Source organism: Leisingera daeponensis, from assembly GCF_019801465.1.
Classification (GTDB): Bacteria; Pseudomonadota; Alphaproteobacteria; order Rhodobacterales; family Rhodobacteraceae; genus Leisingera; species Leisingera daeponensis_A.
Window position 1 is genome coordinate 206384 of the sequence record NZ_JAHVJA010000001.1, and the last position, 23149, is coordinate 229532.

25 protein-coding genes and 1 tRNA gene are annotated in these 23149 nt (G+C 66.0%); 16 read left to right on the forward strand and 10 right to left on the reverse strand.

Annotation, left to right across the window (positions count from 1 at the left end; translation table 11 throughout):
* Window positions 1-10 precede the first annotated feature (10 nt).
* Together dksA and KUV26_RS01015 are read left to right on the forward strand one after the other, a co-directional pair.
* Complete coding sequence (gene dksA / locus KUV26_RS01010; RefSeq protein ID WP_036762180.1) at window positions 11-433, forward strand: RNA polymerase-binding protein DksA; 423 nt, start codon at window positions 11-13, stop codon at window positions 431-433.
* 104 nt (window positions 434-537) lie between these two features.
* Complete coding sequence (locus KUV26_RS01015; protein ID WP_222507040.1) at window positions 538-1704, forward strand: FAD-dependent monooxygenase; 1167 nt, start codon at window positions 538-540, stop codon at window positions 1702-1704.
* 134 nt (window positions 1705-1838) lie between these two features.
* Here KUV26_RS01015 and xth read toward each other — a convergent pair whose 3' ends face one another.
* On the reverse strand, window positions 1839-2645 hold the full coding sequence (gene xth, locus KUV26_RS01020; RefSeq protein ID WP_222502291.1) for an exodeoxyribonuclease III: 807 nt from the start codon (window positions 2643-2645) through the stop codon (window positions 1839-1841).
* Window positions 2646-2921: 276 nt separating this feature from the next.
* Between xth and KUV26_RS01025 the strand changes: the two genes are divergently transcribed.
* From KUV26_RS01025 to KUV26_RS01035, 3 genes are all read left to right on the forward strand, one after another.
* Window positions 2922-3548 (forward strand): DUF6749 domain-containing protein, encoded by a 627-nt coding sequence (locus tag KUV26_RS01025; protein ID WP_315900045.1) that lies wholly within the window; start codon window positions 2922-2924, stop codon window positions 3546-3548.
* Window positions 3549-3645: 97 nt separating this feature from the next.
* The gene (locus KUV26_RS01030; RefSeq protein ID WP_222507041.1) at window positions 3646-4707 is read left to right on the forward strand and encodes a DUF6902 family protein; all 1062 of its coding nucleotides are present in this window, start codon (window positions 3646-3648) and stop codon (window positions 4705-4707) included.
* A complete protein-coding gene (locus tag KUV26_RS01035) occupies window positions 4707-5624 on the forward strand; it encodes a DMT family transporter (RefSeq protein WP_222502294.1) in 918 nt (305 codons plus the stop codon). The genes KUV26_RS01030 and KUV26_RS01035 overlap by 1 nt, the downstream gene beginning before the upstream one ends.
* Window positions 5625-5733: 109 nt before the next feature.
* On the opposite strand, the gene KUV26_RS01040 is transcribed toward KUV26_RS01035, so the two are convergent.
* Complete coding sequence (locus tag KUV26_RS01040; RefSeq protein WP_222502295.1) at window positions 5734-6057, reverse strand: HesB/IscA family protein; 324 nt, start codon at window positions 6055-6057, stop codon at window positions 5734-5736.
* Window positions 6058-6159: 102 nt separating this feature from the next.
* Between KUV26_RS01040 and KUV26_RS01045 the strand changes: the two genes are divergently transcribed.
* The 10 genes from KUV26_RS01045 to KUV26_RS01090 all read left to right on the forward strand — a co-directional run bounded on the left by KUV26_RS01045 (window position 6160) and on the right by KUV26_RS01090 (window position 15053).
* Window positions 6160-7311 (forward strand): deoxyguanosinetriphosphate triphosphohydrolase, encoded by a 1152-nt coding sequence (locus KUV26_RS01045; protein WP_222507496.1) that lies wholly within the window; start codon window positions 6160-6162, stop codon window positions 7309-7311.
* A gap of 411 nt (window positions 7312-7722) precedes the next feature.
* On the forward strand, window positions 7723-8085 hold the full coding sequence (locus KUV26_RS01050; protein WP_315900046.1) for a GFA family protein: 363 nt from the start codon (window positions 7723-7725) through the stop codon (window positions 8083-8085).
* A 147-nt stretch (window positions 8086-8232) separates the two neighbouring features.
* Complete coding sequence (locus KUV26_RS01055) at window positions 8233-8532, forward strand: YciI family protein (RefSeq protein WP_222502297.1); 300 nt, start codon at window positions 8233-8235, stop codon at window positions 8530-8532.
* Window positions 8529-8936, forward strand: a complete 408-nt coding sequence (locus tag KUV26_RS01060) for a YciI family protein (protein ID WP_315900047.1) — start codon at window positions 8529-8531, stop codon at window positions 8934-8936. The genes KUV26_RS01055 and KUV26_RS01060 overlap by 4 nt, the downstream gene beginning before the upstream one ends.
* An 82-nt stretch (window positions 8937-9018) precedes the next feature.
* The gene (gene argS, locus KUV26_RS01065; protein ID WP_222507042.1) at window positions 9019-10818 is read left to right on the forward strand and encodes an arginine--tRNA ligase; all 1800 of its coding nucleotides are present in this window, start codon (window positions 9019-9021) and stop codon (window positions 10816-10818) included.
* A 115-nt stretch (window positions 10819-10933) separates the two neighbouring features.
* Window positions 10934-12163: an SPOR domain-containing protein gene (locus tag KUV26_RS01070; RefSeq protein WP_222507043.1), complete on the forward strand. Its 1230-nt coding sequence runs from the start codon at window positions 10934-10936 to the stop codon at window positions 12161-12163.
* Between the two features lie 124 nt (window positions 12164-12287).
* Window positions 12288-13292 (forward strand): beta-N-acetylhexosaminidase, encoded by a 1005-nt coding sequence (gene nagZ, locus KUV26_RS01075; RefSeq protein WP_222502301.1) that lies wholly within the window; start codon window positions 12288-12290, stop codon window positions 13290-13292.
* Window positions 13285-14079: a segregation and condensation protein A gene (locus tag KUV26_RS01080; RefSeq protein ID WP_222502302.1), complete on the forward strand. Its 795-nt coding sequence runs from the start codon at window positions 13285-13287 to the stop codon at window positions 14077-14079. The genes nagZ and KUV26_RS01080 overlap by 8 nt, the downstream gene beginning before the upstream one ends.
* Window positions 14079-14762 (forward strand): SMC-Scp complex subunit ScpB, encoded by a 684-nt coding sequence (gene scpB / locus KUV26_RS01085; protein WP_222502303.1) that lies wholly within the window; start codon window positions 14079-14081, stop codon window positions 14760-14762. Before KUV26_RS01080 ends, scpB begins: the two co-directional genes overlap by 1 nt.
* 81 nt (window positions 14763-14843) lie before the next feature.
* The gene (locus KUV26_RS01090; protein ID WP_222507044.1) at window positions 14844-15053 is read left to right on the forward strand and encodes a hypothetical protein; all 210 of its coding nucleotides are present in this window, start codon (window positions 14844-14846) and stop codon (window positions 15051-15053) included.
* Here KUV26_RS01090 and KUV26_RS01095 read toward each other — a convergent pair.
* Window positions 15034-16200: an MFS transporter gene (locus KUV26_RS01095; protein ID WP_222507045.1), complete on the reverse strand. Its 1167-nt coding sequence runs from the start codon at window positions 16198-16200 to the stop codon at window positions 15034-15036. The genes KUV26_RS01090 and KUV26_RS01095 overlap by 20 nt on opposite strands.
* A gap of 72 nt (window positions 16201-16272) precedes the next feature.
* Here KUV26_RS01095 and KUV26_RS01100 point away from each other — a divergent pair, with 72 nt between their 5' ends.
* Complete coding sequence (locus KUV26_RS01100; protein ID WP_222507046.1) at window positions 16273-16803, forward strand: Lrp/AsnC family transcriptional regulator; 531 nt, start codon at window positions 16273-16275, stop codon at window positions 16801-16803.
* Window positions 16804-16827: 24 nt separating this feature from the next.
* On the opposite strand, the gene KUV26_RS01105 is transcribed toward KUV26_RS01100, so the two are convergent.
* The 7 genes from KUV26_RS01105 to rpmF all read right to left on the reverse strand — a co-directional run bounded on the left by KUV26_RS01105 (window position 16828) and on the right by rpmF (window position 22997).
* Window positions 16828-17907 carry a 2'-deoxycytidine 5'-triphosphate deaminase gene (locus KUV26_RS01105; protein WP_222502307.1) on the reverse strand — a complete coding sequence of 360 codons (1080 nt, stop codon included), beginning with the start codon at window positions 17905-17907 and terminating at the stop codon, window positions 16828-16830.
* A gap of 138 nt (window positions 17908-18045) precedes the next feature.
* Window positions 18046-18122 (reverse strand) — tRNA-Pro (locus KUV26_RS01110).
* A gap of 194 nt (window positions 18123-18316) precedes the next feature.
* A complete protein-coding gene (locus KUV26_RS01115) occupies window positions 18317-20230 on the reverse strand; it encodes a MerR family transcriptional regulator (protein ID WP_222507047.1) in 1914 nt (637 codons plus the stop codon).
* 16 nt (window positions 20231-20246) lie between these two features.
* Entirely contained in the window at window positions 20247-20549 is a 303-nt protein-coding gene (ihfA, locus tag KUV26_RS01120) for an integration host factor subunit alpha (protein ID WP_008207184.1), read from the reverse strand.
* A 101-nt stretch (window positions 20550-20650) separates the two neighbouring features.
* Complete coding sequence (locus KUV26_RS01125) at window positions 20651-21622, reverse strand: beta-ketoacyl-ACP synthase III (RefSeq protein ID WP_222502308.1); 972 nt, start codon at window positions 21620-21622, stop codon at window positions 20651-20653.
* 18 nt (window positions 21623-21640) lie between these two features.
* Entirely contained in the window at window positions 21641-22753 is a 1113-nt protein-coding gene (gene plsX, locus KUV26_RS01130; RefSeq protein ID WP_222507048.1) for a phosphate acyltransferase PlsX, read from the reverse strand.
* Window positions 22754-22790: 37 nt separating this feature from the next.
* A complete protein-coding gene (gene rpmF / locus KUV26_RS01135) occupies window positions 22791-22997 on the reverse strand; it encodes a 50S ribosomal protein L32 (protein ID WP_008558107.1) in 207 nt (68 codons plus the stop codon).
* Window positions 22998-23149: the final 152 nt, after the last annotated feature.

Genomic DNA, 23149 nt, shown 5'->3' on the forward strand with positions numbered 1-23149 from the left:
AGGAGCCGAAATGAAGCAAGAAGTGTTTCTGCCGGACGACTACCGCCCGGCCGAAGATGAGCCGTTCATGAATGAGCGGCAGCTTGAGTATTTCCGACGCAAACTATTGGAATGGAAGCAGGATTTGCTGGCGGACAGCCGCGACACGATTGAGGGGCTGCAGGACAGCACCCGCAATATTCCCGATGTCGCCGACCGTGCAAGCGAAGAGACCGACCGCGCGCTGGAGCTGCGCACCCGCGACCGCCAGCGCAAGCTGGTTGCCAAGATCGACTCGGCGCTGCGCCGCATCGACGAAGGCGAATACGGCTATTGCGAAGTGACCGGCGACCCGATCTCGCTGAAGCGCCTGGATGCCCGCCCGATCGCAACCATGAGCCTGGAGGCGCAGGAGCGCCACGAGCGCCGCGAAAAGGTCCACCGTGACGATTAACCGCTGAATTTGGCGGTAAAATCGCAAGAAACATTAACGCCGGGGCCTTTTGCTCCGGCGTTTTTTGTTTCATTGGGGGCGGGCGGAGAATCTGCAGGAGCCCCATGGACCTCAAAGGCCTGAAAATAACCGTCATCGGCGCCGGCATCGGCGGCCTGGCCGCGGCGCTGGCGCTGCGCCGCTTCGGCGCCGCCGTCACCGTGCTGGAGCAGGCCGAAGCGATTTCCGAGGTCGGGGCAGGATTGCAGATCACCCCCAACGGCGTGGCAGTGCTGAAGGCGCTCGGGCTGGCGGATGATCTGGCCTGGTGCTCGCAGCGCGCCCGCGCGGTGGTGCTGCGCGGCCATCGCCGCGGCAAACAGGTGCTGCGGCTGGATCTGGATGAACACGCCGCTGGTTTGCGCTATTATTTCGTGCACCGCTCCGACCTCATCGGCATTCTGGCCGGAGCAGCGCGGCGCGAAGGCGTGCAGGTGCGGCTGCTGCAGAAAGCGGAGCGCGTGGTCCCCGGCGCGCGGCCTATCGTGCATCTGTGCAACGGCGCCCAATGCGGCGGCGATCTGGTGGTGGGCGCCGACGGGCTGCACTCGAAAACCCGCATTGCGCTCAATGGCGAACGCAAGCCGGCCTTTACCGGCCAGGTCGCCTGGCGCGCCACGGTGCCGAACAGCCTGAACCTGCCGCCCGAGGCGCAGCTGTTCATGGGGGCGGGGCGGCATCTGGTGGCCTACCCCCTGCGCGACGGCAGCCTGATGAACCTGGTCGCGGTGCAGGAGCGCCGCGCCTGGGCCGAGGAAGGCTGGAATTTCAAGGACGACCCGGCAAGCCTGCGCGCGGCTTTCAGCGGCTTCGGCGGCAGCGCCGCGGCGCTTCTGAACGCGGTGGAGGACGTGCTGCTCTGGGGGCTGTTCCGTCATCCGGTGGCGGAAAGCTGGCATGGCGAGAACACCGCAATCCTGGGCGATGCCGCGCATCCGACGCTGCCTTTCATGGCGCAGGGCGCAAATCTGGCGCTGGAGGATGCCTGGGTGCTGGCCCGCTCCCTGCAGGAAGCGGCGGGGATGAAGTCCGGCCTGGCGCTTTACCAGTCGCGCCGCCGCGAGCGGGCCGCGAAAGTTGTGCGGGCTGCCAGCAACAATGCCTGGAAGTACCACCTTCGCGCGCCGCTCAGCTGGCCCGCGCATCAGGTGCTGAAACTGGGCGGCCGCTTTGCGCCCGGCCGGATGGTCAGCCAGTTCGACTGGATCTACCGGCACGACGTCACCGCCTGACGCCCGGCAGCGGAGCGCGGCTCAAAACAGTGTGAAATTGAAAAAGGTCAGGGCTCCCGCCCCGTTCCGGTTCATTGAAATGAACCCCAACGGGTTGGGCGTGGCGCCGCGCTGGCGCGCGGCGCAAACGTCCCTCAGATGTCCAGTTCGACCCAGACCGGGACGTGGTCGGACGGCTTCTCCCGGCCGCGCACATCCTTGTCGATCCGGCAGTCCAGCAGCAGGTCCGCCGCCTGCGGCGTCAGCAGGAAATGGTCGATGCGGATGCCGTCGTCGCGGTTCCAGGCGCCGGCCTGGTAATCCCAGAAGGAATAATGCCCCGGACCCTGGTGGCGGGCGCGGAAGGCCTCGGTGAAGCCGAGGTTGACAATGCGCTGGAAGGCGGCGCGGCTTTCGGGGCGGAACAGCGCGTCGTCCAGCCAGGCCTCGGGGCGCTTGGCGTCCTCGGCCTGCGGGATGATGTTGTAATCGCCGGCCATCAGCGCGGGCATCTCGTCATCCAGCAGTGCCTGAGCACGGGCCTTCAGCCGCTCCATCCAGGCCAGTTTGTAGGCGTATTTACCGCCCGCAACCGGGCTGCCGTCCGCCGCCAGCTCCACCGGGTTGCCGTTGGGCAGGTACAGGCCGCAGATGCGGATCGCCTGCTTGCCGACCACCGTCGCCTCGATCCAGCGCGCCTGCTCATCGCTGTCATCGCCGGGCAGCCCTCGGCGCACATCCTCCAGCGGCAGTTTCGACAGGATGGCCACGCCATTGAAGCTCTTTTGCCCGTGGGTTTCGACATTGTAGCCGCGTTCCTCGAAGATCTCGCGCGGGAAAGCCTCGTCCACCGACTTGATCTCCTGCAGCACCGCCACGTCAGGCTGGGCTTCATCCAGCCAGTCCGGCAGCGCCTGCGCCCGGGCCTTGATGCCATTGATGTTGAATGTGGCGATTTTCATGGCTTGCCTCCGGCACAGATTGCTTTATTCGGGGCTGATCTATCGCTGAATCAGCGCTCCGGGGCAAGCCCGATGCGCGAATCGCGAATCACCCGGGCAGCTGCGGAACGCGATGCTTTGCAGGGGTGAAAAATACCCCTGGGGTTGAGTTTATTTATTTTGCAATAATATGCGTGTGAATAACGCGGTGAATAAGCTGTGGATGAATTGAAATAATTGAAATCGCGCAAAAAACAGCGGGTTGAAGTTAAAGTAATTGAAGCTGCAAAATGCAATGTGGAATTGCATTTTTTGTTTGCGCTGCGCGGCGGCCGTGCCAGCGTCAAGGAGCCTTTTGTCTCTAACGAATGGGGTTCCAAAATGACTGCTCAGCGCAATATCCAGACCGTCCAAGCAACCCGCCCAGCCGCGGGCGCCAGCCTGTTCGAAGGCGATGCAACAGAGATGTTCTCGTCCGGCTCCGCGCCCGCAACCTGCGCGGATCTCTCAGCGGGCGAAGGCCTTTCGCTCTACTCCTCGGGCTCCATGCCGCGGCTTTCAGGCAGCTGGGCCGGCGGCGAAACAGGGCTGTTCTCCAGCGGGTCGGCTCCCTCGGCCTGCAGTGAAACCGCAGCAGGCGACCTGGTGGACATGTTCTCCTCCGGCTCCGGTCCGGCGGCGCGCGCGGAGACGGCGGAGGGGGCTCTGGTGCAGATGTTTTCTTCCGGCTCTGCGCCAGTAATGCAATCCAAGGTTGTTGAAGGTGAGCTGACGGAAATGTATTCTTCCGGCTCTGCGCCCGCGGCGGAAAGTGAAACCGCGTCCGGCAGCCTGACGGAAATGTTCTCCTCCGGCTCCGCACCGGCGGCAGAGGCGCGCATCAGCGCAGGCGATGCAACCCGGCTGTTTTCCTCCGGCAGCTGACCGGGGCGGGGCCGGCCTCCCTCCCGGCTCCTGATCTTTGGCCGCCCCGCGTCCGGGGCCGCCTTTGCCGCGCCGCATCCATCCGCAGGAGGTTTTCATGGCCCAGATCATCCCGTTCTTTTCTCCAGCTGCCCGCCAGTCCCGGGCGGCTGCGCACAAAGCGCTGATCGGCGGCTTCGCCATGCACCGGCGAAGCCAGGATGACGTGTTCTGGCTCAAGGAAAACGCGGAGCTTCTGAACATTCTGGAATGCACCGGGGCGGATGTTGCCGCTGAGGCCCTGGCGCCGCTGCAGGGGTTCTACGAAGGCGCGGCGCGGCACATCAGTTTCTTCCGCCAGTATTACCGTTTCATCCTCTCGATCTGCCTGGACCTCGAGGACCTGGGCCTTCCGGGGGAGACCGGGACGGAGCTGGCCGCATGGGTCCAGGCTCAGGGGCTGGCGCAGGCAGAGCTCTCTGACCTGCAGCGCGCCGAGGCCCGCCGCCTGCTGGCGCGGCGGGGCGGGGAGCTGCGCGACGACGGTCTGGACGACCGGCTTCGCGCATTTGTCAGCCGCCCGCAAACCTTTGCCATACCGAACAAAAAGGCAGCTTACGAGCTGACCCACATCGTCTTTTACCTGTCGGAATACGGCCGCCGTGATCCGCAGTTGCCGCAGGCCGCTCTGATCAGTCTGGAGTTTGCCGGGCTTGTGGCATTTCTCGATCAGAACGCCGATCTTCTGGCCGAGATCTGCATTGCTCTGCGCTACGCCGGGCAGGTGCCGCCAGCCGCATGGGAGGGCTGGCTTGACAGGCAGGTTTCCGCTTTTACTCTATCAGAGGGAGAATTCTCTGGACTTCACGATTCTTATCACGAGTATTTTGTTGTTAACTGGCTCATGATCCTGTCCGGGCGCAAGGCCTTCCGGCAGGCGGTTCCCCCGGGGGGCATGCATGTGTCGGCTGTGCGGGGAGGAAGTATTTTGAAACGTCTTTCAGAAGCCGTCTTTGACGCCGGGGCAGCCAGGCCCGGCTGGGGGGCGGTCAAGGCGCAGGCCGAGAGCAGGCTGAACGAGGAGGAGCACGGGCTGCTCACCGCGGCAGAGCGCAGCTGCGCCAGGTTCGCCAGTTTCTTCGAGGGGTTCGCCCGCGCGGGCAGCGCAGGGGCGGCGTGATGGGCCGCGCGCGCGGCCAGGCGCTTGGCGGGGCGCTGCTTGCGGTGGCCTATACCGGGCTGATCGCCTCCGCCGACGGGATCACGAAATTGCTGGCAGGGCAGTATTCGGCGGCACAGCTGTATGCGCTGTCGGGCGCTATGGTGGCGGGGTTCTGCCTGCTGGCCGACCGGCTGCCCGCGCAGCGCGGCGGGTTCCGCACGACCTGCCCGCGGGCAATGGCGCTCAGGTCAGCGGCAACGCTGGTTGCGGCGGTCTGTTTCTTCTACGCTTTCCGGCTCCTGCCTTTTGCCGAGGTGTTTGTGTTCATCGGCCTGATGCCGCTGCTGGCGGGCGCCATGTCAGGGCTGGTGCTGAAGGAGCCGGTGCGCCCGGCGGCCTGGCTGGCGCTGGCGGCCGGCTTTGCCGGGGTGCTGTTTCTGCTGCCCGATGGCGGCGCCGGCGCCGGGTCTGGCTGGGGGCATCTGATTGCTTTCGGCGCGGTGGTGTCGGGCACGTTTTCGATGACCATGGCCCGGTTTATCGGCCGCTTCGAAACCAATGCGCTGGCGCAGGTGTTCTATCCGAACCTGGCTTTGTGCGGGGCGATGCTGCTGGTGCTGCCGTTTGTCTGGATGCCGATGCCCGTGGCGGATGTGGCCTGGGCGGCTGCCTATGCGTTCCTCCTGTTCGGGGCGCGCTGGCTGCTGGTGGTGGCGCTGCGGCTCCTGGCCTCCTATGCCGTCACCCCGCTGATGAACCTGCAGTTCATCTGGATGGCGGTCATCGGCGCGGTGTTCTTCGGGGAGTTCCCGCCGGCCTCCACCTATATCGGCGGTGCAATCGTGGTGGCCTCCGGCCTTTACCTGGTGTGGGACCAGTTTGCCCCGGCAATGCCGCGCTTGCGCAGTGCCGGTCGGCTGCAGACCGACCCTTAGCCCTTAAAGCCGGCTGTTGAGCTCCGCAAGGGGCGAAGCGCCCGTCCCCAGCTGAAGGGGCGGGTGCGGCCTTGCCTGACGCAAGGCCGGGGAGTGCGCCAGGGTGCCGTCAGATCGAAAACGAGGTGCCGCAGCCGCAACTGGAGGTGGCGTTGGGGTTCTCGATGGTGAAGCGGGCGCCGATCAGCTCTTCGGTGAAATCGATCACAGCGTTTTCCAGAAAGGGCAGGGAGACACTGTCGACCACCACCCTTTCGCCCTGGCCCTCAAGCACCAGGTCGTCGTCTTTCGCCTTGTCCAGCGCGATCTCGTACTGAAAGCCGGAGCAGCCTCCGCCCTCCACGGCGACCCGCAGCGCTTGGCCCTGATCCGCGGCGCCGATCTCGGCCAGCCGGGCAAAGGCGCGGTCGGTGACTTTCGGGGGCAGGTGCATCAGGTTTCTCCACGGGCGTAGGTTGCAGTGCAAAGCTTTATATAGAAAGGTGCAATTCAAGCGGCAAGATGTGGAGCCCCGGCTTTGGTTAAAAGATTTGAACTGCATGCGCCTTATGCCACGATGCCCGACCGCAGCCGCGGGCGGCAGGTGCCGGAGGAGGAAAGCTCCTTCCGCTCGCCCTATCAGCGCGACCGCGACCGCATCATTCACGCCAGCGCTTTCCGCAGGCTGAAGCACAAGACCCAGGTGTTCGTGGAGCATGAAGGCGACAATTACCGCACCCGGCTGACCCATTCGATCGAGGTCGGGCAGGTGGGCCGCACCATTGCCGGCGCCCTGGGGCTGAACCAGGAACTGACCGAGGCGGTGGCGCTGGCGCATGACCTTGGCCACACGCCGTTCGGCCACACCGGCGAGGACGCGCTGCATGCGCTTATGGCGCCCTACGGCGGCTTTGACCACAATGCCCAGGCGATCCGCATCGTGACCTGCCTGGAGCGTCACTATGCCGAGTTCGACGGTTTGAACCTCACCTGGGAAACCCTTGAAGCCATTGCCAAACACAATGGTCCGGTGGTGGGGGAACTGCCCTGGGCGCTGGCCGAGTGCAACGCAGCGGTGGACCTGGAGCTGCACACCCACGCCAGTGCCGAGGCGCAGGTGGCGGCGCTGTCGGATGACATCGCGTACAACAACCATGACCTCCATGATGCGCTGCGCGCCGGGCTGTTCACCGACGATGACTTGGCGCAATTGCCGCTGCTGGACAGGGCCTATGGCGAGGTGGACCGGAAGTATCCCGGTCTGGATGCGAACCGGCGGCGGCACGAGGCGCTGAGGCGGTTCTTTGGCTTCATGGTTGAGGATGTGATCAGCACCGCCCGCGGCCTGCTGGCGGACACCGGCGTGCAAAGCGTCGAAGACGTGCGCGGCCTGGGCCATCCGGTGGTGAAATTCTCCGATCCGCTGTGGCGCGACCTGAAGGACATTCGCGCCTTTCTGTTCACCCGCATGTACCGGGCGCCCTCGGTGATGGAGAAGCGTGCCAAGGTCGCCAAGGTGGTGGAGGCGCTGTTTCCCTATTTCCTGGACAACCCGCAGGACATGCCGGAGCGCTGGCACGCCGAGATCGCGGCCGCCGCGGACCGCACCGCACTGGCGCGGATCGTGTCGGACTATATCGCCGGCATGACCGACCGGTTTGCCCTGCAGCTGCATGAGCGGCTGATCGGGGTGAAGGTCGAGGTCTGAGGGCTTCTCACGCTGCGCTCTGTGCTGCTGTCCTTTGCGTTTTGCCTTCAGCGGGCGGGGTAGGGATGGCGCCGCCGCCACGGGGGCGGAGGGAAAGGCCGGAACGCCAGCGCGCCCCGGGTCCGGTCAAAAGCTTCGTCAGTCAGACGCCCCTGCACTTTTTGTTGAGGTGGTCTTCGGGGTCCTGGTCTTCTGTGCGCGGGGGGGCACACCCGCGCCATGTGCTGCAGCGGGGGTGATCATGGCATGTCCGGGTTAAGCCGGCGCAAGCGGCGCGTGCGCTGCGGCGGGCCTTTGCGCAGCGCCTTGAAGCGGCTTGTGCCTCACACAATGTTCACTTAATGTTCTCATTCGAAGTGTTTGATGAGAGGGATTGCAGGAATGATTGAGGGAAGCTGCTGTTGCGGCGCTGTGAAATTTGAATTGCTGGCGCAGCCGGCGCTGATGGGCACTTGCCATTGCTCACGCTGCCGCAAGGCTGGGGCCAGCACCATTGTCTTTGTCAAAAAGGACGACCTGCGCTGGGTGGCGGGCAGGGAGGACGTGGCGCTGTACCAGCCCGCGCCGCCCTATAAATACGGCCGCTGTTTCTGCCGGATCTGCGGCAGCTCGCTGGGGGAAATCCTGTCGGAGGAGGACAGCTTCCCGATCGCCGCAAACGCGCTGGACGGGGCGATTGAAGCGGCAAACAGTTTCCACGAGTTCGTGGGGGAGAAGCCCGGCTGGTATGAAATCTGCGACGGCGCAAAGCAGTCGCAGGGGCATCCGTCATGATCTGAAAGTCTATTGAGCCGGGGCGTTGTCCGCACCCCGGCTCCCGCGCCACGCTGCAAATTGGCCGTAAGCCGTGTTATGATCTGGCCCTATGATGCCGCGGGGCATCGGCGGTATCCGCAGGGGAGGCATTACGAGGGGAAAGCCATGGCACGCTGGACCGTCACATTCACGGACAAGCCGGACATGGACCGGGTTCGCAGCGACAGGAAGCGGCGCGAGGCGCATATCGCCTTTGTGCGGTCGCGGCCTGAGCTGCAGATCGGCGGTGCGCTGGCGATGCGGCCGATGCAGGACTTTCCCGGCGCGATCTGGAACGTGGAGGCCGAGACCCGCCAGGACGTGGAGCGGCTGATCCTGCAGGACCCCTATTACGTGGCGTCCCTGCGCACCTACAAGATCACCGAATGGGGCACCGCCTCGGCCATTCAGGGGATGTTCTCGTGACCGCTGCCAGTGAAGCCCGCAATTCCGCGCCGGCGATGACCCGCTGGGCGGTGCTGTTCCGCGATGCGCCGGCAATGATGGATATCCGTGCCGACACGGCCCGGCGCAATGCCCATGCGGCCTATGTTAAGGATCACCCGGAGCTGCGTATCGGCGGCGGGCTGAAGCCGGATACGGACGGCGACTTCTGCGGCGCGCTGTGGATCGTCGAGGCCGAGGACCGGATCGAGGTGGAGCATCTGATCCACAGGGACCCGTTCGATGTGCCCGCTTTCCGCTCCTGCGGGCAAGATCCTGGAAGGCCGCACCGCGGTTCTGTGAGCCACGCGCCGCCGCAGCGGTGCGATTTTCATGAGGAAGAGGACGGGCAGGAAAATCCGGATTTTCCGGTGCGCTGCGTCTGAGACCGCAGGCCGCCCCTGCAATCCTGTTGACCCTGCCTTTGGCCCCCGGTATCCGCAGTGCTGAACAGTTGGGACGCCAGATATGAACCTCTTTACCGATATCCGCACGCTTGTGATTGACAGCCTGACCGGCATGACCGGCGAAGGCGCGCTGCCCGAGGGGCTCGATTTTGCCAATGTCGCGGTGGAGCCGCCGCGCGATGCCGCCCATGGCGACATGGCAACCAATGCGGCGATGGTGCTGGCCAAGCCCGCCAAAATGAAGCCGCGCGACATTGCATTGAAGCTTGCGAACCGACTGATCCGAGACCCACGAATTGAGATGGGTATAGCCGATTTGTCTAGCGCGTCTGAGGCAGAGATAGAGGCTGCTGCCGCGAAAGCTGTTGCCGGGCCTGGGTTCATCAATCTGTGGCTTAAGAAGCATGTGTGGCAAGAGGTGCTTTCCGAGGTCCTGGACGCAGGCACGGATTTCGGCCGCTCGGACATGGGCGAAGGCAAGCGGGTCAATGTGGAATATGTCTCTGCCAACCCGACCGGGCCGCTGCACGTGGGCCATACCCGCGGCGCGGTGTTCGGCGATGCGCTGGCGGCGCTCCTGGCCTATGCCGGCTATGATGTCACCCGCGAATACTACATCAACGACGGCGGCGGCCAGGTCGACGTGCTGGCGCGCTCCGTCTACCTGCGCTACCTGGAGGCGCACGGGCAGGAGGTGGCCTTTGCCGACGGCACCTATCCGGGCGACTACCTGGTTCCCGTGGGCCAGGCGCTGAAGGACAAGGTCGGCGATGCCTATGTCGGCAAGGGCGAAGACGTCTGGCTGGCTGAGGTGCGTGAGTTCTCCACCGATGCGATGATGGAGCTGATCCGCGAGGATCTGGCCCAGCTCGGCATCAAGATGGACAAGTTCTATTCCGAGAAGTCGCTTTATGGCACCGGCAAGATTGAGGCGGCGCTGGCCAGCCTCGAGGCCAAGGGGCTGATCTACCAGGGCGTGCTGGAGCCGCCGAAGGGCAAGAAGCCCGACGACTGGGAGCCGCGCGAGCAGACCCTATTCAAGTCCACCGATCACGGCGACGACGTGGACCGGGCGGTGAAGAAATCCGACGGCTCCTGGACCTATTTCGCGCCCGACATCGCCTATCACTATGACAAGGTGGAGCGCGGCTTTGACGAGCTGATCGACATCTTCGGCGCCGACCACGGCGGTTACGTCAAGCGGATGAAGGCGGCGGTGTCGGCGCTGTCCGACGGCAAGGTGCCGCTCGACATCAAGCTGTGCCAGCTGGTGAAGCTGTTCAAGAACGGCCAGGAATTCAAGATGTCCAAGCGCGCGGGCACCTTTGTCACCCTGCGCGACGTGGTTGATGCGGTGGGCGCGGATGTCACCCGTTTCATGCTGCTGACGCGCAAGAACGACCAGGGCTTTGATTTCGACCTCGACAAGGCGCTGGAGCAGTCCAAGGACAACCCGGTGTTCTACGTGCAATACGCCAATGCGCGGATCTGCTCGACCCTGCGCAAGGCAGAGGAGCAGGGCATTGCGGCGGATGACGCCACCCTGAACGCCGCCGACCTCAGCCTGATCGCCGACCCGGCGCAGTTGGCGGTCGCCAAGAAGCTGGCCGAATGGCCGCGCCAGGTGGAAATCGCCGCCCGCACCCATGAGCCGCACCGGGTGGCTTTCTACCTCTACGACCTCGCCTCCGAGCTGCACGGGCTGTACCACCTGGGCAAATCGAACGAAGGTTTACGCTTTGTTAATGAGAGCAGCCAATTGGCAACACATGCAAATTTGGCGCTGGCGCGGGCCGTTTCCGTTGTCATTTCCGCTGGTCTTGGTATTCTTGGCGTGAAACCGGCAGAAGAGATGCGATAACCGAGGGGCTTGCCCCAAAGGGAACAAACCGCACATTTCGCCGGATTGAGGCAGTTCAAGAGATCTGGGAGTGCGGGGCCGATTGGCGCCGCCATACCGGGCAGTGAGGCGGACAATGGCGTATTTTGCGCAGGCGGGCCAGGGGCACGCCTATTCACAGGGCGGTGGCCGGCAGCAGGACACCGCAACTGGCGGCTCTTACGGGCAGCAGTACTCCGGTCAGCACTATGCAGGCCAGACCGGCGCGGGCCAGCAGTATACCGGGCCCGGGGCTGAGCCGAACTATGGCTACGAAGACCCGGCCTACGGCTATCAGCCGGAGGGGCAGGGCTACGGCGCTGACGACTACGCCGCCTATGCCGCAGCCCCGGCGGGCCTGCGGGCGCGGTTCTCCAAAACGCTGAGCATTCTGGGCGCGGTGGCCTCCATCGCGCTGGTCGCAGGCGTCGGCTACTGGGGCTACAAGCTGGTGATGCGCGACGTCAGCGGCGTGCCGGTGGTGCGTGCCGCCGAAGGCCCGATGCGCGAACAGCCGGAAAACCCCGGCGGCAGCCAGGCGGACCACCAGGGGCTGGCTGTGAACGCGGTGGCGGCCAGCGGCAGCGCCGCGGCGCCCGCCGACCGGCTGACCTTGGCACCGTCCGCAATTGAACTCACCGAAGACGACAAGCCTCTGCCGGAGCTTGCTGCGGAAGCTGCCGAGGCCGCGGCGCTGCCTGCCGCACCGGCGGAACCGGATATGCCGGCCGCACCCGGTGCGGAACCCGGTGTCAGCGACGAGGCAGTGGCCTCTTTCCAGAACGGCGACATCGACGCGCTGGTGGCGGAGCTTGCGCGCGAGGCGGAAGACGTCTCTGCCGCGGTGCCCGCCTCGGCAGCGGCGCCTGCGATCGTGCAGCCGGAACCGCTGCAGCCGGCGCTTGCCGCCGCCGTTTCCCCGGCACTGCTGAATGCGCCCGGCGTCAAGGTGTCGCTGCGGCCGTCGGCCCGGCCGGCAAGGTTCAGCCCGGCTCCGGCCTCTACCGCTCCGGCTTCCGCCGCCGCCCCGGCAGCCTATGCCGCGCCGGTGGATGTGGACCCGGACACCCTGGCGCCCGGCACCAGGCTGGCGCAACTGGGCGCTTATGAAAGCCCCGAAGTGGCACGGTCCGAATGGGACCGCATCAGCGCCCGATTCCCGGAATATCTGGGCACCAAGCAGCGGGTGATCCAGCGCGCTGAAAGCGGCGGCCGCACCTTCTACCGGCTGCGGGCCATGGGCTTTGACGGGCTCTCCGATACCCGCCGGTTCTGTTCGGCACTGGTGGCCGGCAATGCCGATTGCATTCCGGTGACCACACGGTAACTGTGGAGCAGCAAGCATCCGCTGCGCCTGTCCTGCCCCCATGGGCGGGCGCCGCCCCTCCCCGGCCAGGCCGGGGCGGTGTCGTCAGGAGTGACCGGGGGAGCGCGTACGCCAGGGGGCAATCATGACCTACGGAGCCACCATTCTTGATGCCGAGGGGCTGCGGCTGACCGCGGACGAAAAGGCGTTTTTCCGCGATGCCGACCCTTTCGGCTTTATCCTGTTCGCGCGAAACCTGGAGGACGTCGAGCAGATCCAGGCGCTGTGCGATGACTTCCGCGAGGCTGTGGGCCGCAATTGCCCCATTACCATCGACCAGGAGGGCGGACGGGTGCAGCGGCTGCGCAAGCCGCTGGCGCGCAACTGGCGCCCGCCGCTGGAGCATGTGCAGCTGGCAGGCGAGAACGCGGTCCGGGCAATGTATCTGCGCTACCGGCTGATCGCGCATGAGCTGCACGGGCTGGGCATCGACAGCAACTGTGCGCCGATTGCCGATATCGCCTTTGCGGAGACCCACGAATTTCTGCGCAACCGCTGTTATGGCACCAGTGCCGCAACCGTGTCGCGGATTGCCCGTGCGGTGGCGACCGCGCATCTGGACGGCGGCGTGCTGCCGGTGCTGAAACACATCCCCGGCCACGGCCGCGCCACCGCAGACAGCCACCTGGACCTGCCGCATGTGGCCAGCCATCCGGAGACGCTGGAGGAAGGCGATTTTGCCGCCTTTGCGGCACTCAATGACCTGCCGCTGGGGATGACCGCGCATTTGGTCTATGACGCCTATGATGACCGCCCGGCCACAACCTCTCCGGTGATGATGCGGCTGATCCGCGAACGCATCGGCTTTGACGGGCTGATCATGACCGACGATATCTCGATGAAGGCGCTGCAGGGCTCGCTGGCCGGCAACGCACGCGCCTCGATCGAGGCAGGGTGCGATGTGGTGCTGCTGTGCAATGCCTCGCTGGAGGAACGGATCGCCGTGGCCGAAGCCGCCGGCACCATGAGCGCAGCGGCACAGACCCGCGCAGAACGCGCCCTGGAGGCCCGCCGCACGCCTGTTGCCCTTGACATTATGAGCGCCGAAAGAGAACTTGCCGCCCTCATGGGCGGGCAGGTGTATGGCTGAGCAGACACTCTTTTCAGAAGCGGACACGACGGTAGAGGAACGGCTGGCGGCCGAGGCCCTGATCGTGGATGTGGACGGGTTCGAAGGCCCGCTTGACCTGCTGCTGACCCTGTCGCGCACCCAGAAGGTGGACCTGCGCAAGATTTCGGTCCTGGAGCTGGCCAAGCAGTACCTGGCCTTTGTCGAGAAGGCCAAGGAACTGCGGATCGAGCTGGCGGCCGACTATCTGGTGATGGCGGCCTGGCTTGCCTATCTGAAGTCCCGCCTGCTGCTGCCCCCGGACCCCGAAGAAGAGGGGCCGTCGGGCGAGGAACTGGCGGCGCACCTGGCGTTCCAGCTGGAGCGGCTGCAGGCGATGCGCGATGCGGCGGCGCGGCTGATGGGGCGTGACCGTCTGGGCCGCGACTTCTTTGCCCGCGGCGAGGTGGAGACCGTCGCCCGGATCAAGACCGTGACCTACACCGCCAACCTGCTGGACCTGATGCAGGCCTATGCCCGCATCCGCACCAAGGAGGATTTCCGCCCCTTCGTGATGGACCGGGACTCGGTCTTCACCATGGAGGAGGCGCTGGACCGGATGCGCCACCTGCTGGGTTTCACCGGCGACTGGACCGACCTGATCAGCTATCTGCCGGACGGCTGGCACAGCGACCCGGTGAAGCGGCGCTCGGCCACCGCGGCGACCTTTGCCGCCTCGCTGCAGCTGGTCAAGGAAGGCAAGGCCGAACTGCGCCAGAGCGAAACATTTGCGCCGATCCAGCTGCGCAGCCTGAACGAGGATACCTGATGGAAGATCAGATCATGGACGGCCAGAGCCATGGCGCTCCCATCCGCGACGGCAATGACACGCTGTTCGACGCGCCGCCGATGGCGGAGCAGGAGCGGATGGTGGAGGCGGTGCTGTTTGCCAGCGCCGAGCCGGTGACCCTGCGCGACCTCGAGGGGCGGATGCCGCATGGCTGCAACCCGCGCGAGGCGCTGGAGCATCTGCGCAAGCGCTATGAGGGACGCGGGGTGCGGGTGGTGCGGCTGGGCGATGCCTGGGCGATCCGCACCGCGCCGGATCTCGGTTTCCTGATGCAGAAAGAAACCACCGAGCTGCGCAAACTGAGCCGCGCCGCGATCGAGACCCTGGCCATCGTCGCCTATCACCAGCCGGTGACGCGGGCGGAGATCGAGGAGATCCGCGGCGTCTCGGTGTCGCGCGGCACCATCGACCAGCTGATGGAAATGGACTGGATCCGCCTCGGCCGCCGCCGGATGACGCCGGGCCGGCCGGTGACATTTGTGGTGACACCGGATTTCCTGGATCATTTCGGTCTGGAGAGCGCCCGCGATCTGCCGGGTCTCAAGGAACTGCGCGCCGCGGGCCTGCTGGAGAACCGGCCGCCGCCGGGCAGCCTGCCGATGGGCCAGGGCGGCGACGAGGACGACGAGCCGGAAGAACAGGCGGAACTGTTCGGGGAGTGATCCTGCCGCTGCGCCTGGCGCCCGGAAATTGCCGCATTACCCTGCTAAAGGAGCGGGCAGGGCTGAAAGAGGGCTGAGGACATGAACGCGAACTGGATCATCCGCATGGTGCTGCGCCGCCTGATCGGACGGGCGGTCAATGCCGGGCTGCGCTATGCCGCAGGGCGCGGCGCGCAGCGCCTGGGCAAGAGCCGGGGCCCGGCAGCGGCGCCGGGGGCAGGCCCTAGCCCGCAGCGCAAGCTGCGCAATGCAGCGTCGCGCATCCCCAAGGTCAAACCGGGGCGCTGGTAGCCTCTGCGCCGGGCTGCCGCCGCAGGCCAAGTGCCTCTGCCGCGCTGCCCAGGGCCAGCAGGGCCGAGAATGCCAGGCAGCCGGCCAGCCCCCAGGGGGCAAACAGCAGCCCGCCGGCAAAAGGCGCGGCGAAAACGCAGACATAGGTCACCGTGCTGTAAAGCCCCATGATGGCGCCGCGCTGCGCAGGGTCCAGCGCAGTCAGCCTTGCGACCAGCAGGTTCAGCGCCAGGTGCTGGAACACGCCCCAGGCCACCGCCGCGCCCAGAAGCAGCGGGTAGCGGCCGCCAGCGGCCATCATCAGCAGGTAGACCGCAGCCACCAGCAGAAGCACTGGCGCAGCGGCGCGTCCGGGCCCCAGCCGGTCCAGCAGCGGGTCGGCCAGCACCGCCAGGCCGAAGCCGGTGCCGTAGAACAGCGGCAGCAGCCCTGCCTGCGCTGTGGACAGGTTCAGCGTCAGCGTCACATGGGCGCCGGTAAAGAAATAGGTGGCGTAGAAACCCAGCATCAGCAGCGCCGTTGCCAGCAGCCCGCGGGTAATTCCCGGCACCCTGAGGGCGGTCAGCGGCGAGGTCGCCTGGCCGCCTGCCTGCCCCGAATGGCGCAGCCGCGCCGACAGAGCCCAGAGCAGCAGCGTCCCGCCGGCAAGCGCCGCATAGACAGCGCGCCAGCCCGCCAGGTCCGCTGCCCAGGCGCTGGCGCTGACACCCAGCACCAGCGACACGGTCCAGCCCGTCAGCACGGCGCCCAGGGTGCGGGATTCGCGGCCCTTGGGCGCGATCGCTGCTGCCAGTGTGTAGATCGAGGGCAGCGCGGCGCCGCCTGCCAGGCCGCAGACCGCCTGCGCCGCCATCAGCCCCCAGACCCCGGGGGCAGCGGCGCTGGCTCCCAGACCTGCGCCCAGCAGCAAAAGCGCGGCGCGCAGCAGCCGCCCGGCGCCGAAACGGTCGCCCAGCGGCGCCAGCAGCAGCGCCGCCGCCGCGACACCGAGGCCATAGGCGCTGGCCGCACGCATCACCTCGGCCGGGCTGGCGCCCAGGTCCCGGCCCACCGCTGCAACCAGCGGCGACAGCAGCAGCGAATTGGCACCAATCACGCCGATGGCGCTCATCAGAATCACGATGGAGGTGCGAAGAGACGGACGCATGGGGTTGCCCTCGAAAGATGTTCTGCCAAAACTGCTAGCGGCTGAATTAAATTCTGTGAAGGGCGGGGGGATATGGCGGCGGAAAAAACAGACAGCGTTCGGAAAAACGCGGGCACGGCACGGGTGCCGGACGCTTTGGACCGAAAAATATTAGGCGCGCTAAGCGTGGATGCGACGCTGTCCTATGCCGCCATCGGGCAGGACGTCGGACTGTCGGCACCGGCGGTGCATGAACGGGTGAAGCGGCTGCGCGCCTCCGGCGCGATCGAGGCAACGGTGGCGCGGCTCGATGGCGCCGCAGTGGGCAAACCGCTGCTGGCCTTTATCCATGTGGACACCGAGGGCTGGGGCGTGACCACCGACCTGCTGGCCTTGCAGGAGATGCCGGAACTTGAAGAGGTGCACAGCTCGGCCGGCGATACTAACCTGATCCTCAAGGTGCGGGTTGCCTCCCCCAGAGCGCTGGAGGGCCTGCTGGCGCGGATCTACGAGGTCGGCTGCGTGCGGGCCACCCGCACCTATACGGTGCTGTCAACGCATCTGGACCGGCCGGTGCAGGCGGGCACGACGGAGGATCTGGCACAGGGCGGGCCGGTGAAGTGATCACCCGCCCGGCCCTTGGGAAGCTTATGCAGGCGTCTTGAAGTGCTTTGACAGCTTCAGGCCCTGGCCCTGGTAGTTGGAGGCGATGCCGGCACCGTAAAGCTGCTCCGGCACCTCGGCCATCTTCTCATAAACCAGACGGCCCACGACCTGGCCGTGCTCCAGCACAAAGGGCGCCTCGTGGCAGCGCACCTCCAGCACCCCGCGCGAGCCGGTGCCGCCGGCCGCGTCATGGCCGAAGCCGGGGTCGAAGAAGCCTGCGTAATGCACCCGGAATTCGCCGACCATCGCCAGATAGGGGGCCATTTCTGCGGCATAGGCGGGCGGGATATGCACCGCCTCGCGGCTGACCAGAATATAGAACGCGCCGGGGTCCAGGATGATGCGGCCGTCCTTGGTGCGGACCTCTTCCCAGTATTCCTGCGGGTCATATTCGCCGATCCGGTCCAGATCGATGACGCCGGTGTGCGGCTTGGCGCGGTAGCCGACCAGATCGGTGCCGGGCAGTTTCAGGTCGACGGAGAAGCCGAGCCCGTCTTCGATCACCGCCTCGCCGTCCACCAGCGGGGTGCCCGCGTGCAGCATCTTGAGTTCCGCATCGGACAGGACCGCCTGGCCGGTGCGGAAGCGGATCTGGTTGAGCCGCATGCCCGGCCGCACCAGAACCGAGAAGGAGCGGGGGCAGATTTCGGCGTAAAGCGGGCCGGTGTAGCCGGGCTTGATGCGGTCGAATTCCTCGCCGCCGTCGGTGATGGTGCGGGTCAGCAGGTCCAGCCGCCCGGTGGAGCTTTTGGCGTTGGCGACGGCCGAGACATTATCCGGCAGCGCCAGGCCCTCCATCAGCGGCACCACATAGACGCAGCCCTTCTCCAGCACCGCGCCGTTGCTCAGGTCGATGCGGTGCATCTCGAACTCGGTCAGGCGGTCGGAAACGCTGCGGCCCTGGCCGGCCAGAAAAGACGCGCGCACCCGGTAGGCGACATGGCCCAGCCGCAGATCGAGGCTGGCAGGCTGCACCTGGCCGTCCACCAGCGGCGTGCTGACGGTGATCTCCCCGCGCTGCAGCATCATTTCAATGGTCTGGCCGGGCAATACGCCTGTCATGTCCTGTCCCCCTCCGCGCCGGTTTTCCGGCGATGCTGGCCCAAATGGACCCCGTGCGCAATCCCTGTGCGCAGCCGCCAAAGCCTTGCGCAGGATACGAAAACGCCCGGGTGCGTGAACACCCGGGCGTTTTTCATATGGTCGGGCTAGCAGGACTCGAACCTGCGACCTTCCGTCCCCCAGACGGACGCGCTACCAGGCTGCGCCATAGCCCGTTGCAAAGCCTTCTAACCGTTTTCGCGGCGGGGGCAAGAGGGGGCGGCAAGATTTTTTGTGCTGCCGCAAAGAAATTCAGCGGGCTGAGGCGGTTGCAGCGCCGCCCGCCTGCGTCTGCTGTTTTCCCGTGCCGGGACCGGTCCGGAAATCAGGGAAAGCGGGCCGGGCTGCGGACCGGATTCCGGTGCCTGGTTTACGGTTTGCCTGCGGCCAGCGCCCGCAGTTCTTCGGCGCAGGCGGCAACGCCGGCCACCGATTGCGGCGGCAGGCTGCTGGTCGCGGCCAGAAGCGCCAGGATGCCGGGCTGCGGCGGGGCCAGGGCAGGCACAGGCGCCTCCGCAAGCGCTTCCGCCGCGTCTTCGGAAAGCTGATCGGGAGTGGCACCAGCCACTGCCTCGGTCTCCGGCTGCATGTCCGGCTCCGATCCTGGAAGGGCGTCCGGCCGGATATCCTCTTCCTCGCCGCCGTTGAAGCCGCTGGCAAACTCGAGCGCGTCGACCTGGCGGGCGGCCTCGTCCAGATCATGCGGCGGAAAGGCTTCGGCGGGGTCGGAAGGCGTATCCGGCTCAGGATCAGGCTCCGTGTCCGGTTCTTCCCGCGCGGGAAAGGCGAAGTCCAGCGGTTCCTCGGGCTGCATCCCCGCGGCGGCGATCAGGGTGTCCTCTGCCGGGGACGGGTCTGCCGGACCCTCCGGCACCGGGTCCATTGCGGCGGTATCTGCGGTGAAGGAAGGAAGCTCTTCCGCGTCCGCATCAGCGGTGTCTTCTTCGCGTTCGCGCGCATCCGCGGCGGCGGGCTGCTCCGGTGCCTCCGCGGCTCCGGCAGCGGCATCCGGTTCCGGCAGGTGTTCCTGACCGGTCAGGGGCGCAAGCTCCTGCGGTGGCGCAGGCGGGGTCTCCGGGTCTGCATCGGGCGCATGGCCGGCCTCCGCTTGGGGTGCGTGCTCCGCCGCAGCCGGTTCCTGCACCTCTGCGTCCGCGGCAATGGGGGCTTCTGTGTCCGGTTCCGGCAGGTGTTCCTGTCCGGTCAGCGGCGCAAGCTCTTCCAGCGGCGCAGGCGGTGCCTGGGGGGCTGAATCCGTCTCAAGGTCGGCGGCGGTATCCGGCGCCTCGTCCGCCGGGGGTGCTGCGGGCTGCAGTTCTTCCCCAAAAGCGGCCTCTGCGGCGGCTGGCTGACCGGCAAGAAGCGGCAGTGCCTCATCCGCTTCGGGAGCGGCTTCCGGCGGCAGTGGCGTGTCCGTTTCGGCCTCTGCCAGCGGCGCGGACGGAGGACGCCCGGCCTCTGCAGCGGCTTCCCCGGCGGCATGCGCCAGCAATTCTTCAGCGCCGGAAGCAGCGGGCTGGTGTTCCTGCTCTGCCGATGGGGCAGGCTCCCCTGATTCCGGCTGGTCTTCCGGCGGTTCGGCGCTGGCAGGCTGCTCCAGGCTGCCCTCTTCTGCTGTGAAGGGCTCCGGGCCGGAGGGGGCGGGCTGCGAGCTTTCGGCTGCGGGGCATGCGGCGTCTTCGGCGGCTTCTGCAGCAGCGCCGGACGGTTCTTCCGCTGCGGGCGGCGCGTCACCGGCAGAATCGGCGCCGCCGGCCGGTGACGCGGGCGCGAGGTTCATCTGCATCTGCGGTGCGGCTGCAGCTTCCGGCCGCGGCGCGGCAGGGGAAGGGGTGGACAAGGATGGCGGGCGCGGGACATCTGCCATCGTCGGCTTCGGGAAGCCCAGGACGTTGCTGTCCTCCGCCGCTGCCTGCGGTGCGGCTTCCGCGCTCAGGTCCAGCGTCTCCTGCCAGTCCTTGCCCAGCGTGTCGGCAGGCGGTGCCTTGGCGGCGGGCGCTTCCTCGCCCTCCAGCGGGTGAGACAGGCCGACGACATGGGCCACGCCGTGCTCGCGCAGCAGCGCCTGCACCTCCTTGATGGACAGGCCGTCGTCGTGCAGCAGTTTCCTGATTCCGCCCAGCAGCTGCATGTCCGCAGGCCGGTAATAGCGCCGCCCGCCGGCGCGCTTCACAGGTTTGACCTGGGTGAACTTGCTCTCCCAGAAGCGCAGAACATGCGCTTGCACGTCCAGCCATTCCGCAACTTCGCTGATGGTGCGGAAGGCGTCCGGTGATTTCGACATGGCCTATTGGTCCCGTTTACTTACGGTTGCCGTCTGCCACGCGGTCTTTCATCAGGTGGGAGGGCCGGAAGGTCAGCACGCGGCGCGGCTGGATCGGCACTTCTTCGCCCGTTTTCGGGTTGCGCCCCACCCGGGCTGACTTGTCCCTTACGCTGAAGGTGCCGAACGAGGAGATTTTCACCTGTTCACCGCGCACCAGGGCATCCGACATATGCTGAAGCATGCTTTCCACCAGCTGTGCGCTTTCGTTGCGCGACAGGCCGACTTCCCGGAAAACAGCTTCACTCAAATCCATTCGTGTCAGTGTTTTTTCGCCCATACCAATCCCCGTTGTTTGCCAAAGCATAGGGCGGAGGGAATTTCCCTGTCAATATCAATGAATTGCGCCGGGGTATTCGGGCGGAAATTAGAGCTGCGCGGTCACCAGCGCAGCACAACAGCCCCCCAGGCCAGGCCGCCGCCGATGGCCTCAGTCACGATCAGATCGCCTTCCTTGATCTGGCCGCGTTCCTTGCCGACCGACAGGGCCAGCGGAATGGAGGCGGCGGAGGTGTTGCCGTGATCCTGCACGGTTACCACCACGTTGTCCATGCTGAGGCCCATTTTCTTGGCGGTGCCCTGGATGATGCGGATATTGGCCTGATGCGGCACGATCCAGTCGACATCCGAAGCCGAGAGGCCTGCGCGGTCCAGCGCGGTGTTGGCGGTGGAGGCAAGTTTTTCGACCGCGTGGCGGAACACCTGGTTGCCCTGCATCCGCAGGTGGCCGGTGGACTGGGTGGACACGCCGCCGTCGACGTAGAGCAGATCCTTGTAGCGGCCGTCCGAGTTGAGGTCGGTGGCCAGGATGCCGCGGTCCTTGTTGGTGCCGGGCTGTTCCTGGGCCTCCAGCAGCAGCGCGCCGGCGCCGTCGCCGAACAGCACGCAGGTTCCGCGGTCGGTCCAGTCCATGATCCGGCTGAAGGTTTCCGCGCCAATCACCATCACACGCGAGGCCTGGCCGGAGGCGATCAGCGCGCTGGCGTTGGAAAGCGCGTAGACAAATCCCGCGCAGACCGCCTGCACGTCGAAGGCAAAGCCCTTAGTCATGCCCAGCTTGGACTGCACCATGGTGGCGGCAGAGGGGAAGGTGAGATCGGGGGTGGAGGTTGCCACCACGATGGCATCCACATCATCCGCGGTCAGTCCCGCGTCCGCCAAAGCGCGTTCAGCTGCCTTGGCGGCCATATCAGAAGTGGTCTCTCCCTCAGCGGCGAAATGGCGGCGTTCGATGCCAGACCGGGTGCGGATCCATTCATCCGATGTATCCAGCGTGGCCTCGAATTCCGCGTTTTCAACCACCCGTTCGGGAAGGTAATGGCCAGTGCCAACAACTACCGCACGTCGCGTCATCCGGAGCCTGCCTTGCTGTTATTCTTTGTCAGTGGCCGCCCGCACAGCGCGGGGGGCAGTATCATCTTGGGTATGCGCGCCGGCAGATGCAACCCGCGCCGCCAGCTTTTCGGCAAAACCGTGCTGAGCAAGCCGGAATGCGAGCTTCACCGCCGCCGAGACTCCGGTGGCGTCTGCCCCGCCGTGGGATTTGACCACAGTGCCGTTGAGGCCAAGGAACACGCCGCCGTTCACCCGCCGCGGGTCCATGCGTTTTGACAGCCTTTTCAAGGAGGTCATCGCCAGAAGCGCGGCAATTTTCGACAGAAAGGAATACTCGAACGCCTCGCGCAGGGCGGTGCGCATCACCCGGGCAGTGCCTTCGCCGGTCTTGATTGCCACGTTTCCGGTAAAGCCGTCGGTGACGATCACATCTACGGCATTACCGGGTATGTCGCTGCCTTCGACAAAGCCGACGAACTCGTAGCTTGCCTGCGCGGCATGCCCGGCAATCAGCGCGTAGGCCTCCTTCAGCTCCGCGCGGCCCTTGTGCTCCTCGGTGCCGACATTCAGCAGGCCGACGCGGGGGCGGGAGAGGTCCATCGAGTTGCGCACATAAGAGGTGCCCATCAGGGCATACTGCAGCAGGTCCTCGGCATCCGCCTTCACATCGGCGCCCACATCCAGCATCACGTTGAACCCCTGCGGGTTCAGCGACGGCCAGAGGATTGCAATAGCAGGGCGGTTGACGCCCGGCAGCTTGCGCAGCCGCAGCATGCTGAGCGCCATCAGCGCGCCGGTGTTGCCGCAGGACACCGCGCCGGCCGCCTCGCCGTTCTTGACTGCTTCCAGCGCCGACCACATCGAGGTGCCCTTGCCGTTGCGCATCACCTGGGAAGGCTTGTCCTCCATAGTGACCACTTCGCGGACATCGCGGATCTCGACGCGGCCTTTCAGCGCGCGCTTGCGGGCGACCAGGGGGGTCAGCTGTTCGGCAGGACCGTGCAGGATGAACCCGAGGTCCGGGTTCTTCTGTGCGGACATGGCAATGCCGGCCACCACAACTGCGGGGCCGGCGTCTCCGCCCATGGCGTCAACAGAAATGGTGATGCGGCCGGCTTTTGCCTGAATTTGATCGGGTTTACCCGTCATGCGAAAGCCTGCCTGGCATCAGGATCCTGTCCGTGGCTTACGCCGCGTCCTCGTCGATCTCGATCTCGTCAGCCGCTGCGACGATTTCCTTGTCGTCGTAATGGCCGCAGGAGGGGCACACGTGATGCGGGCGCTTCAGCTCGCCGCAGTTGCCGCATTCGTTCGGGTTCGCAGCAACCAGTGCATCGTGCGCGCGGCGGTTGTTGCGGCGCGATTTGGATACTTTGTTCTGTTGGACGGCCATGTCTCAACCTTTGTCTGTTTGGGCCTTGGGGGCAGCCCCGCGGCGCGATTGCATTCTGTTCGATCAGTCTGACGTGCGTTTAGGCGTCTGCCCAAGCATTGTCCAACCAAAAATTCCGATGAGCGCGCGAAAATACTGCGAATCTCCGCTGG

What these genes read in the sequence shown, in the direction of transcription:
- KUV26_RS01125 (WP_222502308.1), bottom strand. Translation starts at nt 21,622, where the DNA reads ATGACGCGACGTGCGGTAGTTGTTGGCACTGGCCATTACCTTCCCGAA.
- KUV26_RS01055 (WP_222502297.1), top strand. Translation starts at nt 8,233, where the DNA reads ATGGCACGCTGGACCGTCACATTCACGGACAAGCCGGACATGGACCGG.
- KUV26_RS01070 (WP_222507043.1), top strand. Translation starts at nt 10,934, where the DNA reads ATGGCGTATTTTGCGCAGGCGGGCCAGGGGCACGCCTATTCACAGGGC.
- dksA (WP_036762180.1), top strand. Translation starts at nt 11, where the DNA reads ATGAAGCAAGAAGTGTTTCTGCCGGACGACTACCGCCCGGCCGAAGAT.
- KUV26_RS01095 (WP_222507045.1), bottom strand. Translation starts at nt 16,200, where the DNA reads ATGCGTCCGTCTCTTCGCACCTCCATCGTGATTCTGATGAGCGCCATC.
- rpmF (WP_008558107.1), bottom strand. Translation starts at nt 22,997, where the DNA reads ATGGCCGTCCAACAGAACAAAGTATCCAAATCGCGCCGCAACAACCGC.
- KUV26_RS01100 (WP_222507046.1), top strand. Translation starts at nt 16,273, where the DNA reads ATGGCGGCGGAAAAAACAGACAGCGTTCGGAAAAACGCGGGCACGGCA.
- nagZ (WP_222502301.1), top strand. Translation starts at nt 12,288, where the DNA reads ATGACCTACGGAGCCACCATTCTTGATGCCGAGGGGCTGCGGCTGACC.
- KUV26_RS01015 (WP_222507040.1), top strand. Translation starts at nt 538, where the DNA reads ATGGACCTCAAAGGCCTGAAAATAACCGTCATCGGCGCCGGCATCGGC.
- KUV26_RS01080 (WP_222502302.1), top strand. Translation starts at nt 13,285, where the DNA reads ATGGCTGAGCAGACACTCTTTTCAGAAGCGGACACGACGGTAGAGGAA.
- scpB (WP_222502303.1), top strand. Translation starts at nt 14,079, where the DNA reads ATGGAAGATCAGATCATGGACGGCCAGAGCCATGGCGCTCCCATCCGC.
- ihfA (WP_008207184.1), bottom strand. Translation starts at nt 20,549, where the DNA reads ATGGGCGAAAAAACACTGACACGAATGGATTTGAGTGAAGCTGTTTTC.
- KUV26_RS01035 (WP_222502294.1), top strand. Translation starts at nt 4,707, where the DNA reads ATGGGCCGCGCGCGCGGCCAGGCGCTTGGCGGGGCGCTGCTTGCGGTG.
- KUV26_RS01040 (WP_222502295.1), bottom strand. Translation starts at nt 6,057, where the DNA reads ATGCACCTGCCCCCGAAAGTCACCGACCGCGCCTTTGCCCGGCTGGCC.
- KUV26_RS01030 (WP_222507041.1), top strand. Translation starts at nt 3,646, where the DNA reads ATGGCCCAGATCATCCCGTTCTTTTCTCCAGCTGCCCGCCAGTCCCGG.
- xth (WP_222502291.1), bottom strand. Translation starts at nt 2,645, where the DNA reads ATGAAAATCGCCACATTCAACATCAATGGCATCAAGGCCCGGGCGCAG.
- KUV26_RS01115 (WP_222507047.1), bottom strand. Translation starts at nt 20,230, where the DNA reads ATGTCGAAATCACCGGACGCCTTCCGCACCATCAGCGAAGTTGCGGAA.
- KUV26_RS01105 (WP_222502307.1), bottom strand. Translation starts at nt 17,907, where the DNA reads ATGACAGGCGTATTGCCCGGCCAGACCATTGAAATGATGCTGCAGCGC.
- argS (WP_222507042.1), top strand. Translation starts at nt 9,019, where the DNA reads ATGAACCTCTTTACCGATATCCGCACGCTTGTGATTGACAGCCTGACC.
- KUV26_RS01090 (WP_222507044.1), top strand. Translation starts at nt 14,844, where the DNA reads ATGAACGCGAACTGGATCATCCGCATGGTGCTGCGCCGCCTGATCGGA.
- plsX (WP_222507048.1), bottom strand. Translation starts at nt 22,753, where the DNA reads ATGACGGGTAAACCCGATCAAATTCAGGCAAAAGCCGGCCGCATCACC.